This window comes from Streptomyces solitudinis (assembly GCF_036323765.1).
Classification (GTDB): domain Bacteria; phylum Actinomycetota; class Actinomycetes; order Streptomycetales; family Streptomycetaceae; genus Streptomyces.
Window position 1 is genome coordinate 250593 of the sequence record NZ_JAZDCW010000001.1, and the last position, 15133, is coordinate 265725.

Below are 15133 nucleotides of genomic sequence, written 5' to 3' on the forward strand. Positions count from 1 at the left end.
GCCGAACGATGCGCGTATCCGTCCTGTACCCCCTCATGCCGACGGACCCCGAGTCCCTCATCCCCTTCGCCGCGCTCGTCCGCGACGGCGGGGCCGCCCGCCTCTGGCAGGGCCAGTCGCTGAGCGCGGACACCCAGCAGGTCTTCGCCTATCTGGCCGGCCGGGGATACCGCGTCCCGGTGGGCACCAGTGTCGTCCTGATGCCGCTGAGGCACCCCATGGAGGCCGCGATCCAGTCCCGCTCCCTCGCGTTGCTCACCGGCCACCCCACGGTCCTCGGACTCGGTCCGGCCACCCCCGACTTCGTCGCCGGCCTGCACGGCAAGCCGTATGACAGCCCGCGCGACACCTGCCTCGCCTACCTCCGGGAGGTGCGCCGACTCCTCGGGCCCGAGGACGACGACGGTGCCGTCCGGCTGCCCGCGCTGACGCACCCGGGCGTCGAGACCGGGCTCGGCGTGCTGCGACCGGCGCTCGCGCGCGCCGCCGGTCAGACCGCGGACGCCGCGATCAGCTGGATGACCCCGCACGGTTACGTCCAGGACACCCTGTTGCCAGCCATGGCCAAGGGCGCCGCAGAGGCGGGCCGTGCCGTGCCCCGCGTGGTCACCGTCGTGCACGCCGCTGTCAACCGCCCGCACCGCAACCCGTACCGGCTCGCCTACACTGCGGCCCGCGCCCACCTCGCCGGACCCCACTACTCCGACATGCTCCGCCGCGCCGGGCTGCGTGTGCACCACAGTCGCCCGAACCTCGGCGCCCGCGCCCTCGTCGACGCCGGCGTCTTCCTGCACGGCACACCCCAGGACATCGCAGCCGGACTGGCCGAATACGGCCGTGCGGGCGTGGACGAAGTTGTCGTCAACGTTGCGGGCGTGTATGCCGACCACGGCCGAGAGGACGCCGTACGAGACCTCCGGGACATCCTGACGGCGTGCCGCGAAGCGGAGAACTGACACACGATCGGGTGCGGCGACACGGGCGGACCGCAGGGCCACGCTCCGCCGCACGCAGGGAGGAGAGGCACCCCGGTGCCCGACGACATCGCCCGCTGGCTGGCCGAACACGCCCGCCCCCTGGACACGCTGACCCCAGGCGCACCCACCGACGACCTGAAGCCGCTGGGGGTAGAGCTGCGCGGCGCCCGTATCGTCGGTCTCGGCGAATCCACCCACGGCACCGCCGAGTTCTTCCGGCTGAAGCACCGGATCGTGGAGTTCTTGGTACGCGAGGAGGGGTTCACCACCCTCGCCATGGAAGCCAGCGAGTCCGCCGCCCGGGCCGTGGACGCATACGTCCGGCACGGCGTCGGCGACCCCGCCCGGCGCGTTGCCCAGCTCGGCTTCTGGACCTGGCGGACCCAGGAGATGGTCGACCTTGTCGAGTGGCTCCGCGCGTACAACCGGGACCTCCCCGAGGAGCGCCGGGTCCGCTTCGCCGGCGTCGACCCGCAGCGCGGCGCCGACTCGGTCGAGGCCGTCACGGCTTTCCTGCGCGCGTGCGCGCCCGAACGGGAGGAGGACGCCCGTGCCCTGGAGGTCCTGGTCCACGCCCGCCCCGGCTCGCGCCCCGACCCCGGACAGGCGCTCCGGCAACTCGCCGAGGAGGTCGCCCGCCACCTCGCCGACCACGCCGACGCCAACGACGACGTCGTCGAGCACGCTCGGATCCTGGTCCGCGCCGCCGACCTCGTGACCCGCTCCCTCGACCAGTCCGCGGGTGAGGAGAGCGCCTTCGCCGTCCGCGACCGTGCCATGGCCGACGCCGTCGCCCGCCTCGTGGACGACGACCCGACGGCCCGGGTCATGGTCTGGGCGCACAACGGCCACCTCGCGAAGGGCACGTACGGGGACCGGGTCACCGCGCTCGGCAGCAGGCTCCGCGAGCGTTACGGTGACCGCTACTACGCCCTGGCCCTGCTCTTCGGCAAGGGCTCCTTCCTCGCCCGCAGGGGCGGCGACCTTCAGGCCCCTCCCGTACGGCACCGCATCGGCACCGGAACCCGGTCCATCGAGGCACGGCTCGCGGACGCCCTGAAGGGCGACTACTACATCGGCCTGCGCCACACCGCCCCCTGGCTGCACGCGCCGCAGGCGCAGCGCAGCTTCGGCGCCAATGTGCCGCGGTTCTCCTACCGCTTCCACACCGCGCCACTCGTACCGGCGAAGGACTACGACGGCATCGCCTTCGTCGCCCGCTCGACCTGCTCCCACCCGCTGCCGCAGGCTGAGGAATGAGGGCGAGACCTGTTTACGGCCACTTCCCAGCAGGGAGTTCAGCGTCAGCTTCGACATCGGCTCGGCCCCCGCCCGAGATGTCGGCCACCTTCGCGGTGAAGTCCGCTCGGACCTGGGCGGACTCCTGTAGCACTTCCACCGCCGCCCTGGACTGCTGAGCAAGTGTGGCTCAGCGGTTCACCTCCATGGGCAGCTGGCCCTGCGGCGCGCATGGCGACGTACCGTCGGTTCCCCCCAGCCCTGAGGACCGACGGTCTCCCGGTCCGGTCCAAAAGCTTCTGAGAAATCCCACAGCCGGCAAGAACCCCCCTCCTAGACTCGCGTACGGGCAGGTCAGGAGGGGAGCGGCGGCGTCGTTCCCAGTGATGCTCAGATGTCGCGGAACGTCTCGATCTGGGCGCCCACCGAGTTCAGGCGGGTGGCCAGGTCCTCGTAGCCGCGGTTGATGACGTAGACGTTGCGCAGCACGGACGTGCCCTCGGCGGCCATCATGGCCAGCAGCACGACGACGGCGGGCCGCAGGGCGGGCGGGCACATCATCTCGGCGGCGCGCCAGCGGGTGGGGCCTTCGACCAGGACCCGGTGCGGGTCCAGGAGCTGGAGCCGTCCGCCGAGGCGGTTGAGGTCGGTGAGGTAGATGGCCCGGTTGTCGTAGACCCAGTCGTGGATGAGGGTCGAGCCGTGGGCGCTGGCGGCGATCGCCGCGAAGAACGGCACGTTGTCGATGTTCAGGCCGGGGAACGGCATGGGGTGGATCTTGTCGATGGGCGCCTCCAGCTTGGAGGGCCGGACGGTGAGGTCCACCAGCCGGGTGCGGCCGTTGTCCGCCGCGTACTCGGTTCCCCGGTCGTGGTCCAGGCCCATCTCCTCCAGGACGGCCAGTTCCACGTCGAGGAACTCGGCGGGGGCCCGGCGCACGGTCAGCTCGGAGCCGGTGACGACGGCGGCGGTCAGCAGGCTCATCGCCTCCACCGGGTCCTCGGAGGGGGAGTAGTCCACGTCCACGTCGATGTCGGGGACGCCGTGGACCGTGAGCGTGGTGGTGCCCACACCCTCCACCTGTACGCCCAGGTGCTCCAGGAAGAAGCACAGGTCCTGGACCATGTAGTTGGACGAGGCGTTGCGGATGACGGTGACGCCGTCGTGCCGGGCGGCGGCCAGCAGCGCGTTCTCCGTCACCGTGTCGCCGCGCTCGGTGAGGGTGATCGGGCGGTCCGGGGTGACCGAGCGGTCCACCACCGCGTGGTAGACGCCGTCGGTGGCGGTGACGGCCAGCCCGAAGCGGCGCAGGACCTGCATGTGCGGTTCCACGGTCCGCGTGCCGAGGTCGCAGCCTCCCGCGTAGGGGATCTTGAACCGGTCGACGCGGTGGAGCAGCGGGCCGAGGAACATGATGATCGAGCGGGTGCGGCGGGCGGCCTCCGCGTCGATGCCCGCCAGGTCCAGCTCGGCGGGCGGCACGATTTCCAGGTCGACGCCCTCGTTGATCCACCGGGTGCGCACGCCGACGGAACCGAGCACTTCCAGCAGGCGGAAGACCTCCTCGATCCGGGCGACCCGGCGCAGGACGGTGCGGCCGGCGTTCAGCAGCGAGGCGCACAGCAGTGCCACGCACGCGTTCTTGCTCGTCTTGACGTCGATGGCTCCGGAGAGCGGCCGTCCGCCGACGACGCGCAGGTGCATCGGTCCGGAGTAGCCCAGTGACACGATCTCGCTGTCCAGCGCCTCTCCGATGCGGGCGATCATCTCAAGGCTGATGTTCTGGTTGCCTCGTTCAATGCGGTTGACCGCGCTCTGACTGGTGTGCAGAGCCTGCGCGAGCTGGCTCTGCGACCAGCCGCGATGCTGGCGAGCGTCCCTGATGAGCCGTCCGATCCGGACGAGGTAGTCATCGGTCATGCGAGCGAGCCTAACTCACATATGAGATGGCCGCGCGTTGGCCGGTCCGTTCGTCGGAGCGCCGCAGAGGCGCCGCCTCGGTCTCCCGTGCTCCGGACGCGCACCGTTGCGGCGGTTGCCCCGCGCGCTGCCGGGTACCCCGTGCCGCCTTGGTTACCCGTGCCCCGGGAGGAGGGAGCGCCGCCTGCCCGCCGCGACGGCCAGGAGACCCCGGCAGGCGAGGAGGGACACCGTGCTCATGGCCGCGACACTGACGATGACCACGATCGTGGTCCCGGCCCCAACCGGTCCCTTCTCGGCGTACGCCCTGGTGGCGACGCGATCGGGTTCGCCGGAACGGTAGAACACCTCCACCCGGTCCCCGGCGCGCAGCCCCTGGCCGTGCCCGCCCCGGAGCCTGGCGGTGACCCGCCTGCCGTCGGCGTCGTACACCACCCGCACGTGCCTTTGGGCCCTGGCCGGTCCGCCGCCGTGGGTCCGGGCGATCTGCGTCACCACGGCCTCGGTCCGGCGGTCGAACGGCGCGGGTTCGTCCCCGAGCGCCGCCACGAGCAGCGCCACGGCCACCGCGGTCGCCACCCCCACCACCAGGAAGACCGCGCCGGCCACGCCGTACGCCGAACGCCTCATCACCGTCAAGAACATGTCCCCTCCCTGCTGCGTTCCTCCCCGCGCGGGCGGCGGCCAACCAGGGAAGACGGCCGGACGCGGCGAGCCGACGCGGCGGAACGCGCGGGTGAGACATGACCGGGGAGAGGCGATGTACTAGAGTTATCTCGACATCGAGATATCTGACTGGAGACGCGCCGCCGTCCCGTCGGTCCGAGACCGGTGAGGTAGCCGAAGTTAGGTGGACCTCAGCGATCGAGCAAGGTTCGGAGACGGCAGGATTGCGGCGGAACGCGCGAATTCATGCACTGAAGGAGACTGTCGTGTCGGCGAACAGCTTCGACGCTCGCAGCACGCTGCAGGTGGGCGACGAGTCGTACGAGATCTTCAGGCTGGACAAGGTCGAGGGCTCCGCCCGCCTTCCCTACAGCCTGAAGGTGCTGCTGGAGAACCTGCTGCGCACCGAGGACGGCGCGAACATCACCGCCGACCACATCCGGGCGATCGCTTCCTGGGACTCCCAGGCGCAGCCCAGCCAGGAGATCCAGTTCACCCCGGCGCGGGTGATCATGCAGGACTTCACCGGCGTGCCCTGCGTGGTCGACCTGGCCACCATGCGTGAGGCGGTCAAGGAGCTGGGCGGCGACCCGGCCCGCATCAACCCCCTCGCCCCGGCCGAGCTGGTCATCGACCACTCCGTGATCGCCGACAAGTTCGGCACCCCGCAGGCCTTCGTCCAGAACGTCGACCTGGAGTACGGCCGCAACAAGGAGCGCTACCAGTTCCTGCGCTGGGGCCAGACCGCCTTCGACGAGTTCAAGGTCGTCCCGCCCGGCACGGGCATCGTGCACCAGGTGAACATCGAGCACCTCGCCCGCTCGGTCATGGTGCGCGGCGGCCAGGCCTACCCCGACACCCTCGTCGGCACCGACTCACACACCACGATGGTCAACGGCCTGGGCGTCCTCGGCTGGGGCGTCGGCGGCATCGAGGCCGAGGCCGCCATGCTGGGCCAGCCGGTCTCCATGCTCATCCCGCGCGTGGTCGGCTTCAAGCTCACCGGCGAGCTGCCCGCCGGCACCACCGCCACCGACCTGGTGCTCACCATCACCGAGATGCTGCGCGAGCACGGCGTCGTCGGCAAGTTCGTCGAGTTCTACGGCGAGGGCGTCAGCTCCGTCCCGCTGGCCAACCGCGCCACCATCGGCAACATGTCCCCGGAGTTCGGCTCCACCGCGGCCATGTTCCCGATCGACGCCGAGACGATCACCTACCTGAAGCTCACCGGCCGCGACGAGCAGCAGCTCGCCCTGGTCGAGGCGTACGCCAAGGAGCAGGGCCTGTGGCTGGACCCGGCCGCCGAGCCGGACTTCTCCGAGCACCTGGAGCTGGACCTCGCCACCGTCGTGCCGTCCATCGCCGGGCCCAAGCGTCCGCAGGACCGCATCGCCCTGTCCGACGCCAAGCAGCAGTTCCGCAACGACCTGCGCAACTACGTCACCCAGGACGTCACCGGCGGTGAGGACCGCAAGCCGGGCGTGCCGCAGCAGGACACGCCGCACGGCGTCGTCTCCGCGGTGGACGAGGCGGGCGCGGAGTCCTTCCCCGCCAGTGACGCCCCGGCGTACGGCAACGGCGGCAACGGCGGCGGCGCCCCCGAGCACGCCCCCGACTCCGGCACCTCGGGCCGCCCCAGCCGTCCGACGCGGGTCACCGGGGCCGACGGCGTCAGCTACGAGATCGACCACGGCGCCGTCACCGTCGCCGCGATCACCTCCTGCACCAACACCTCGAACCCCTCGGTCATGGTGGGTGCCGCCCTGGTGGCGAAGAAGGCCGTCGAGCGCGGCCTGACCCGCAAGCCGTGGGTCAAGACGACGCTGGCCCCCGGGTCCAAGGTCGTCATGGACTACTACGACCGGGCCGGGCTCACCCCCTACCTGGACAAGATGGGCTTCAACCTCGTCGGGTACGGCTGCACCACCTGCATCGGCAACTCCGGCCCGCTGCTGGAGGAGGTCTCCCAGGCCGTCAACGACAACGACCTGGCCGTGGTCTCCGTCCTCTCCGGCAACCGGAACTTCGAGGGCCGCATCAACCCCGACGTCAAGATGAACTACCTGGCGTCCCCGCCGCTGGTCGTGGCCTACGCGATCGCCGGTTCCATGGACGTCGACATCACCACCGAGCCGCTGGCCGAGGACGCCGAGGGCAACCCGGTGTACCTGCGCGACCTGTGGCCCACCGAGGCCGAGGTCGAGGAGGTCGTCGCCTCCGCGATCGGCCAGGAGATGTTCGGCCGCAGCTACGCGGACGTCTTCGCGGGGGACTCCCAGTGGCAGTCGCTGGCCATCCCCACCGGCGACACCTTCGAGTGGGACCCGGAGTCCACCTACGTCCGCAAGCCCCCGTACTTCGAGGGCATGGGGACGGACCCGGACCCGGTGCAGGACGTCTCCGGCGCCCGGGTGCTCGCCAAGCTGGGCGACTCGGTCACCACCGACCACATCTCCCCGGCCGGTGCGATCAAGGCCGACACCCCCGCCGGCCAGTACCTCACCGAACACGGTGTGGCCCGCCGCGACTTCAACAGCTACGGTTCCCGCCGCGGCAACCACGAGGTCATGATCCGCGGCACCTTCGCCAACATCCGGCTGCGCAACCAGATCGCGCCCGGGACCGAGGGCGGCTACACCCGCGACTTCACGCAGCCCGACGCGCCGGTGTCGTTCATCTACGACGCCTCCCGCAACTACCAGGAGGCGGGCATCCCGCTGGTCGTCCTGGCAGGCAAGGAGTACGGCTCCGGCTCCTCCCGCGACTGGGCGGCCAAGGGCACCGCGCTGCTGGGCGTGCGGGCCGTCATCGCCGAGTCCTACGAGCGCATCCACCGCTCGAACCTCATCGGGATGGGCGTCCTGCCGCTCCAGTTCCCCGAGGGCGAGTCGGCCGAGTCGCTGGGCCTGACCGGTGAGGAGACCTTCTCCGTCACCGGTATCACCGCGCTCAACGACGGCGGCGTCCCGAGCACCGTCAAGGTGTCCACCGACACCGGCGTGGAGTTCGACGCCCCCGTGCGCATCGACACCCCGGGCGAGGCGGACTACTACCGCAACGGCGGCATCATGCAGTACGTGCTTCGCCAGCTTGTCGGTTCTTGAACTGACCGGCTCGGATACCAGAGGATCTGGTCGCTGACTCGCTGCTACCGGCGGTCACACTAGAGTCTCGCACAAGCGCCCCGTCAGGCTCCGGCCTGGCGGGGGGCTCGCTGTTTCATGCTGATCGAGTGGTGGCCGGTACGTGTCCCGCCGACGCTGGTTCGACGGACACTTCCGCGGGCTGCATCAGCAACACCGACAAGGGGCACCGGTGGGCGTGGCTTCCCATGCGGTGAGCCGCGTCCGCCGGTCAGGGCTCCCTTCGATCGGGGTCGTCATGCGGTGCCATTCGACGACCTTTCCCGCCGGTGACCCTGGCTGTCGCCGAGCGTGAACAGCTGATCGTCAGCGCGCGCGATGCCGCCTACGAGCCGCTGCGGGAACCGGCACTGCCGCGCAAGTGCAGCGCAGGCTCGACAAGGAGGATGTGGAGCGGCGTTCGTGCGGGCAGGGAAGCAAGGGGCAACGCTTCGGACGCGGCTTCTCCCGCTGTGGAACGCATGCCCGGTTTGAAGCGGCGGGGACTGGGAACGGAGCACCAGCCACCGCGCCAGTCCCCGGCCCCGCTCAGCTTGAGAGGGCCTCGCCGATGCGGCCCGTCAGGGCGGAGACGGTGCGGGTCGGGTCCTCGGTGGCGGCGGCGAGGGCGGACTGGAAGCGGCGGGCGAAGTCCTCGGCGGCCTGGTGGTCGACCGCGCCGAGGGCGTGGACGACCTCGCAGCGGTACATGCCATGGGAGCGCATGACCTCGAACAGCAGCTCGATCTGGGCCACGGTGGGGTAGCTCAGCACGTTCTCGACCTGGATGCCGTCCAGCTGCCAGCCGTTGTCGATGTCGTTGGACGAGTAGGAGAACCCTGTCTGGTAGACCGGGTGGCGCAGGTCGCCGTACTCGAGGCCCAGGGCGTCCAGGATCTGCAGCATCGGGACGTGGCGGCGGGCATGGGCGGCAGTGGCCATACGCTTGACGCCGTCCAGCAGGGTGGCGAACGACTCGTCGGGACGTACCTCGTAGCGCATGAAGGTGGCGGTCTGGAAGAAGCCGACGGTGTCGAAGTGCTGTTCCTCGCTGCGGGAGTCGGTGGGCACGAACATGGTGGTGTTGGCTGTGCCCGTCCAGTCCCACAGCACGGCGTAGTAGACCGCGAGCATCACCGAGAACGGGGTGGCCCGGTGCGCGGCGGCGGTGCGGTCGAGCGCGGCCGTGGTGTCGGCGGTCAGAGTGAAGTGCACCACGCCAGCGGTGAAGGCGTCGGGATCCTGCTGGGGGGAGACGTCCGGTAGCGGGCGCGGGGACAGCGGAGTGAGGCGCTGGGTCCAGTAGTCGAGGTCCTCCGCTGACACCTCCTCCCGAGGGGGGACCTCGTGGAGCTGGGGCGCCGGGTCCAGCTCCGCGTCGGGGTCGGTGTAGTACGCCTGCAGGTCCTTGATGAGGATCGCCTTGGACCGCTCGTCGATCACGACGTGGTCCACCACCAGGAAGAGCTCGTGCGCATCCTCGGTCACGCGCACCAGGGTGCACTGGAAGACCGGGCCGTGGTCCAGCGAGAGAGGGGTGCTCTGGAGCCGGACGGCCAGGGCGTCGACCGGGCTCTCGTCGGCCGTGCCCGCCGGGAGGCTGTGCTGGTCGATCAGCCGGAAGAGGTCGGGGTGGGGTTCGGCGTGCGTGATCTGTACGGTCTGGTCGCCGTGGAGCGCGAAGGTGCTGCGCAGCACCGCGTGACGGACGGCGAGCTGACGCAGCGCGCGCTCCAGCCGGCCGGTGTCCAGCGGGCCGGTCAGCTGCAGTCGGGTCAGCACGTTGAACATGCCGTCAGCGGCCGGCCGGCGCGGGTGGACCACGAGGCGGTGCTGTGAGGCGTTGGCGGCAAAGACCCGCGCGGTGGAGAGGGCGGGAGACTGCTGCTCGGTCACGGGGGTTGCCTTTCCAGGTCCAGTGGTTCAGAGCCCGAGGGCGTGGGCCGCGCGCAGCGCCTGCACGTCCACCTCGCCCTTGTGGGTGCGGGGGAGCGGGGAGTCCAGCCGTACGATCCGGGTGGGGACGAGGGGGCGGGGCAGCAGGCCGGCCGCGTGGCGGCGGATTGCGGTGGCCGTGAGCTCGGCGTTCGTGACCACGTACGCGAGTGTGCCGACGGTGTCCGGGCCTCGGGTCAGCGCCGCCACGTGTACTTCCTGGATGTCCGGGTGCTGAAGCAGCTCGTGTTCGATCTCGCCCAGTTCGGCGCGCACGCCGTTGATCTGGATCTGCCGGTCGAGACGGCCCAGGTGGAACAGCCGCCCGTCGGGGTCCAGCCGGGCCAGGTCGCCGGTGCGGTAGAGACGCTCGCCGTACGGGTCGGTGACGAACCGTTCGGCTGTACGCTCCGGCTGGTGGAGGTAGCCGTCGGCCAGGCCGGCCCCGCCGATCAGCAGCTCGCCTGTCTCGCCTGGAGCGACAGGCAGCAGCGAGTGGTCCGCCACCCTGACGTGCGTGCCGTCGACCGGTGTGCCGATCGGCACCTCACCGCTGTGCTCGGAGCCGTTGCACAGGAATGTGGTCGAGTCGATGCATGTCTCGGTCGGTCCGTACTGATTGAAGAGCCGGGTCCACGGGTACGCGGTCAGCCACGCGTCGCGGGCGGCGGCGCTCATCGTGGCGCCACCGCAGAACACGTACCGCAGCTGGGCGGCCTGGGCAGTGGACAGGCGCCCGGTGACGAGGCCGAGCATCCGCGGCACGAAGTGCACCGCGGTGATTGCGTCGCGTGCCAGGCAGGCAGCCAGCGCATCCGGGTCGCCTGCCTCCTTGGGGTCGCCGACGACGACGGTCGCGCCGAAGGCGAGCGGCGCGAGCATCTCCCAGACGGAGAAGTCGAAGCCCACGTTGGCGTGCCAGAGCACCCGGTCGCCGCGGCCGAGCGGGTATACGCCCTGACCCCAGCGGAAACGGTTGACCAGTGCGCGATGCGGTACGACCACGCCCTTGGGCCTCCCGGTGGTCCCCGAGGTGTGCATCACGTAGACGGTGTCGCCGCCGCCAGGACCGGGCCGTACGGCCGGGGCGGGCTCGGTCCAGCGGTCCGTGTCGGCGGGCGTGACGACGGGCAGCCCGGCCGGTCCGATCTGAGCGGAGGCGGAGTCGGTGATCAGCAGGGCCGGCCGGCTCTGCGCCAGCAGCCCTCTGATCCGCGGTGCGGGCAGCTGCGGGTCGCTGGGCTGGTAGGCGGCGCCGACGCTGATGATGCCCAGGGCCGCGGCGATGTGGGCGGCCGAACGCTCCATGAGCACGGCCACGCGGTGGCCGACACCGACCCCATGTGCGGTCAGCAGCGCCGCCCACCGCTCGGTGCCCTGCTTCAGCTGACGTGCTGTCAGTATCCGTTGGCCGTCGATGACGGCGACGGACTGCGGCGCGGCGTCCAGACCGGCGAGGACCAGTTGGCCGGTACTCGTCGAGTGGTTTCCGACGGACGCGGGAGCGCCCGCGCTACCGGTAAGCACGGCGCTGTAGTTCGAAGAGGCGGGCGTAGTCGTCACCATTGGCGAGCAGCTCCTGGTGGGGGCCGAACTCGTGCACCTTGCCGTGCTTGAGGAAGACGACGAGGTCGGCGTGGTTCAGCGTGGACAGCCGGTGCGTCACGATCACCGCGACGGCGCCAGTGGACCGGGTGAGAGTGCGCGCCGCCAGCAAGTAGCGGTCGAGCAGCTCTTGCTCGGCGGCCGCGTCGATCGCCGAGGTGGGTTCGTCGAAGAGCAGCAGCAGCGGGGTCTCCCGCATCGCCGAGCGGGCCAGCGCGGTCTTCTGCCACTGGCCGCCGGAGAGCTTGACGCCGTCCGGGAAAGAGGACCCCAGCGGAGTGTCCAGGCCGAGCGGCAGATGTTCCGCCAGGTCACCAGCGGCGGCCTTGTCCAGCGCCCCGATCAGCGCGTCGGGATCGTCCGCACGTGACAGGTCGCCGACGCCGACCACGTCGCGCAGGGTGAACTCCAGGCGGGCGAAGTCCTGGAAGGCGGCGGTGACGCGCGCCCGCCAGGCCTCCGGAGCTACAGCCGTCAGATCGACGTCATCGGCCAGGAGCTCGCCGGAGGTCGGCCGGTAGAACCCGGCGAGCAGCTTGACCAGCGTGGACTTGCCCGCGCCGTTCTCGCCGACGAGCGCGACCACGGTGCCGGCGGGCAACCGCAGGTCCACCGCGTCCAGCACGGGGGTGCCGGACGTGCCCGGATAGCGGAAGGTGACGCCGCGCAGCGCGATGCCGTCGGTGAGCCGCTCCGGCGGTCGCGTCCCGGTGCCGGCGTCCCGCTCGGCCGCGCTGAAGCGCTCCAGCCAGTCGTACAGCGCGCCCGCCCGGGCCATCCGCAGCAGCGCCTTGGTGAACCGCACCAGCAAGTCGATCTGCAGGTTCATCCCGGTGATCAGCAGCAGTGCCAGCACCACCTGTCCGACGCTCGCCGTGCCGCCCTGGTACGCGCGCACCACGAGCAGCAGCGCGGTCAGGTATCCCGCGCTGAACACCACCCAGCCGAGCGTCGTCAGCCACAGTCCCCGCCAGTTCGCCGCGGCGAGCGTGGCCCGGGCCCGCTCGGTGCTGTCGGCGTGCCGTGCCTCGATGGTCGCGGCGAGACCGAAGACCCGCAGCTCCATTGCGGCGTCGGGGGAGCTGGCCAGCTGGAACAGGTCGCGGGTACGGCGCAGGTCGGCCGCCGCCTCGGTCAGCGCGGTCTGGCGCAGCCGTTCGGCGTGCCGTCCGGCGGCGAGCGAGAGCAGCGTCGCGAACGGCAGGAGAAGCAGCCACGGGCTGATCAGGGCCAGCAGCACCACGGTGGCGAGGGTCCGGACCAGGACCCCGACCTCCAAGCCGACCACGTCCGCGCCTTCGGCCAGGTGCTGGCGTTCCTGGCGCAGGTGCTCCAGCCGGTCCAGATAGGCCGGGTTCTCGTAGTGGCTCAGCCCCGGGATCCGGTTCGCCAGCGACTGCATGCGCAGATCCACGTGGTGTGCGGTGTTCTCGATCATCAGGGCGCTGACGTTGAGCGAAAGCCGCATGACCAGCACCGTCAGCCCCATGGTCAGGGCGCTGGCGAGGGCGTACCCCCATGCGGAGGAGGTGTCGCCGCGGCCCGCGGCGTCCACCAGCAGGCCCAGCCAGACCACGGCCAGGACCTGACCGAGCGGGCGCAGGGCGAACATCAGCAAGGTGGCGATCGCGTGGCGGCGGTCGGCGACGAAGGAGAGCCGCAGCACGGTGCGCAGGCCACGCATGTCGGACAGCTCGCCCCCGGTCCCGGCGGTGCCCGGCAGCGGCTCAGCCGACATGGAACCGCTTCGCCTGCAGAGTGAACATCTGGGCGTAGACCCCTTCCTGACGCATGAGTTCGTCGTGACTGCCGTCCTCGGTGATCCGGCCGCCGTCCAGGGTGATGATCCGGTCCGCGTGCCGCACGGTCGCGAAGCGGTGCGAGATCAGCAGGGTCATGGAGGCGCCGCTGCGCTCCATCACCTCGTCGTAGAACCGGGCCTCGGCGCGGGCGTCCAGGGCCGAGGTGGGCTCGTCAAGCACCAGACAGGGCGCACCGGCCCGCACCGCGTGCAGCGCGCGGGCGACCGCGACCCGCTGCCACTGGCCGCCGGACAAGTCGTCACCGTCCGGGTAGCGGCGGGAGAGCACGGTGTCGAAGCCGTGCGGCAGCCGTTGCGCCAGCGTCTCGGCGCCGGCCGCGCGGGCCGACTCCTCGATCTGCCCGCGGTCGGTCGGCTGCTGCGGGGCACCGAAGGCGATGTTCTCTGCGAAGGAGACCGGGTAGCGGTTGAAGTGCTGGAACACCACCGCGAAGTGCCGCTGCCACGCGACGGGTTCGAGGGCGGCGAGGTCGCGTCCGCCGACCGTGATCCGCCCCTCGGTCGGGCGCTGCAGGCCGCACAGCAGCTTGACCAGTGTGGTCTTGCCGGCGCCGTTGAACCCGACCACCGCGAGCGTCTCACCCGGGCGGATCTCCAGGTCGAGCCCGCGCAGCGCCCAATGGGAACTGCCGGGATAGCGGAAGCCGACGTTCTCGAAGACGATCGGCGGCAACGGAGCCGCTACGCGCTCGCCCCCGACCGGTGGGGCGTGCCCGTCCAGTTCGGCGACCACCGACAGGGCGGCCGGGATGGCGAGCGCGCCCTCACGGAGATAGACCAGGTCCATGGTGAGCGCGATCACCGACACCAGGCCGGCCGCGGCGGTGGTGAAGGCGATGAACCCGCTGAACCCGATGGACCCGTCGGCGGCGGCCGTGGTGAGCCGGTAGAAGAGTACGGTGTGCGCGGCGACCACGGCGGCGCAGGCGGCGAGGATCCGCAGCATGGCCGGGCTGAGCCGGGCTCCGGCGACCCCGGGCCGCCAGGCGGAGGCGAACTGCCGCTCCAGCCAGTCGGCCAGGTTGAAGACGCGGATCTCTTTGGCCGCCTCACCCGTCAGCGCGAGATCGCGGATGTAGCCGGACCGGCGCAGCCGTTCCGACTCGGTGTAGACGGCGCCCTGCTGGTCGCGGTACTCGGCGGCCAGCGCATGAGTGAGGGCGAAGTACGCGAGAGTCACCAGTGCCCCGAGCAGCGGGTCGAACCAGAGCAGTACGATGCCGCAGGCCAGGGCCTGAAGACGCGTCACCGAGAGGTTCGCCAGGGCGGTGACGGCGACGTGCACCTCGACCTGGTTGGTGCCGATGCCGCGGGCCACCGCGATCCGGTCCAGCAGCTCCCGGTCCTCCAGCGGCGCGACGGTGGCCGGCCGCAGCATCGCCCCCATCATCTTCTGGCGCAGTGAGTCACCGATCCGTCGGCCCAGGTTCTCGGCCAGGATGTTGATCACCAGGGCGGCGAGCTGCAGGCATAAGAACATGGCGGCCAGCGCGACCGCCGTGACGGAGATGGCCTGGCCGATCGCGACGCCCTGGTGTCCCTGCCGGATCAGCCCGACCAGGTGGCCGTTGGCGATCGCGATCAGGATCGGCAGGATCCCGCTCGTGGCGACCGCCGCGCCGAGGGTGACGGTGCGTCGGGCATCGGCACCGATCGCGGCCCGCAGCAGGACCACGACGGGGGAGGTCCGGGCGCCTCGCTCAGTGCTTCGCATTACCTGCCTTCAGCAGTAGCGGGGTGGGCGCCACCGGTCCTCGGGGAAACGGCAACGGGCGAGTCAAATCTCTCGTCAGGCATGTGTTTTATCAGCGTCGATGGGAAGCGGTCAATGAGGTTTTCTCAGCGAA

Annotated in this window: 9 protein-coding genes; 3 read left to right on the top strand and 6 right to left on the bottom strand. The window is 71.0% G+C overall.

The annotated features are described in order from the left end of the window. Positions 1-8: 8 nt before the first annotated feature. Both V1J52_RS00990 and V1J52_RS00995 read left to right on the top strand, forming a co-directional pair. On the top strand, positions 9-956 hold the full coding sequence (locus V1J52_RS00990) for an LLM class flavin-dependent oxidoreductase (protein ID WP_330137577.1): 948 nt from the start codon (positions 9-11) through the stop codon (positions 954-956). Between the two features lie 75 nt (positions 957-1031). Continuing rightward, positions 1032-2237 (top strand): erythromycin esterase family protein, encoded by a 1206-nt coding sequence (locus V1J52_RS00995; RefSeq protein ID WP_330137578.1) that lies wholly within the window; start codon positions 1032-1034, stop codon positions 2235-2237. Between the two features lie 369 nt (positions 2238-2606). Here V1J52_RS00995 and V1J52_RS01000 read toward each other — a convergent pair whose 3' ends face one another. Both V1J52_RS01000 and V1J52_RS01005 read right to left on the bottom strand, forming a co-directional pair. Further along, on the bottom strand, positions 2607-4136 hold the full coding sequence (locus tag V1J52_RS01000) for a UDP-N-acetylglucosamine 1-carboxyvinyltransferase (RefSeq protein WP_330137579.1): 1530 nt from the start codon (positions 4134-4136) through the stop codon (positions 2607-2609). Positions 4137-4289: 153 nt separating this feature from the next. Further along, positions 4290-4781, bottom strand: coding sequence for a DUF3592 domain-containing protein (locus tag V1J52_RS01005; protein WP_330137580.1), 492 nt, complete (start codon positions 4779-4781; stop codon positions 4290-4292). A gap of 287 nt (positions 4782-5068) precedes the next feature. Here V1J52_RS01005 and V1J52_RS01010 point away from each other — a divergent pair, with 287 nt between their 5' ends. Continuing rightward, the gene (locus tag V1J52_RS01010) at positions 5069-7906 is read left to right on the top strand and encodes an aconitate hydratase (RefSeq protein WP_330137581.1); all 2838 of its coding nucleotides are present in this window, start codon (positions 5069-5071) and stop codon (positions 7904-7906) included. A 567-nt stretch (positions 7907-8473) separates the two neighbouring features. On the opposite strand, the gene V1J52_RS01015 is transcribed toward V1J52_RS01010, so the two are convergent. From V1J52_RS01015 to V1J52_RS01030, 4 genes are read right to left on the bottom strand one after another with little or no spacing between them, the layout of a single operon-like run. Continuing rightward, a complete protein-coding gene (locus tag V1J52_RS01015; protein WP_330137582.1) occupies positions 8474-9820 on the bottom strand; it encodes a condensation domain-containing protein in 1347 nt (448 codons plus the stop codon). A 27-nt stretch (positions 9821-9847) separates the two neighbouring features. After that, entirely contained in the window at positions 9848-11386 is a 1539-nt protein-coding gene (locus tag V1J52_RS01020) for an amino acid adenylation domain-containing protein (RefSeq protein WP_330137583.1), read from the bottom strand. Continuing rightward, the gene (locus V1J52_RS01025) at positions 11373-13202 is read right to left on the bottom strand and encodes an ABC transporter ATP-binding protein (protein WP_330137584.1); all 1830 of its coding nucleotides are present in this window, start codon (positions 13200-13202) and stop codon (positions 11373-11375) included. The genes V1J52_RS01020 and V1J52_RS01025 overlap by 14 nt, the downstream gene beginning before the upstream one ends. Continuing rightward, positions 13192-15000: an ABC transporter ATP-binding protein gene (locus V1J52_RS01030; RefSeq protein ID WP_330137585.1), complete on the bottom strand. Its 1809-nt coding sequence runs from the start codon at positions 14998-15000 to the stop codon at positions 13192-13194. The genes V1J52_RS01025 and V1J52_RS01030 overlap by 11 nt, the downstream gene beginning before the upstream one ends. Positions 15001-15133 lie beyond the last annotated feature (133 nt).

Coding starts and splice junctions, on each gene's coding strand:
- V1J52_RS01000 (WP_330137579.1), bottom strand. CDS start 4,136: ATGACCGATGACTACCTCGTCCGGATCGGACGGCTCATCAGGGACGCT.
- V1J52_RS01005 (WP_330137580.1), bottom strand. CDS start 4,781: ATGTTCTTGACGGTGATGAGGCGTTCGGCGTACGGCGTGGCCGGCGCG.
- V1J52_RS01025 (WP_330137584.1), bottom strand. CDS start 13,202: ATGTCGGCTGAGCCGCTGCCGGGCACCGCCGGGACCGGGGGCGAGCTG.
- V1J52_RS00990 (WP_330137577.1), top strand. CDS start 9: ATGCGCGTATCCGTCCTGTACCCCCTCATGCCGACGGACCCCGAGTCC.
- V1J52_RS01030 (WP_330137585.1), bottom strand. CDS start 15,000: ATGCGAAGCACTGAGCGAGGCGCCCGGACCTCCCCCGTCGTGGTCCTG.